Source organism: Olleya sp. Ti.3.14 (assembly GCF_038154885.1).
Classification (GTDB): Bacteria; Bacteroidota; Bacteroidia; order Flavobacteriales; family Flavobacteriaceae; genus Olleya.
Genome location: NZ_JBAKAO010000067.1, coordinates 1 through 292, shown reverse-complemented (window position 1 = coordinate 292; position 292 = coordinate 1). Strand labels below are relative to the sequence as shown.

The following is a 292-nucleotide window of genomic DNA, read 5'->3' as shown; positions in this document are numbered from 1 at the left end:
GGATCATTTAGAAACAATTAAAAAAAACAAACCTGAAGTAGGACATTTAATTGACGATGGTATTAAGATTGCTAGTCAGGAGATCGTGGTTTAAGATTTTGTAATACTATATTGTACGGTCGCTTTAATTGTAATTTCTTCATTAAATGAAGACATAACAATAGATGCTTTTTTAACCTGTTGTTCCTGTAAAGGCACAAACTGTATATTGGTATATGCTACATTTTCAATTACAATTTCTGACACACCAATTAGCTTTTTATATGCTATATCAATAGGAATAAAACTATAG

Annotated in this window: 1 protein-coding gene; it reads right to left on the bottom strand. The window is 29.1% G+C overall.

Annotated elements, in window-relative coordinates; all coding sequences use genetic code 11:
* Positions 1-90 precede the first annotated feature (90 nt).
* A partial coding sequence (locus tag V6251_RS15310; protein WP_341589018.1) for a hypothetical protein occupies positions 91-292 on the bottom strand: 202 nt, incomplete at its 5' end.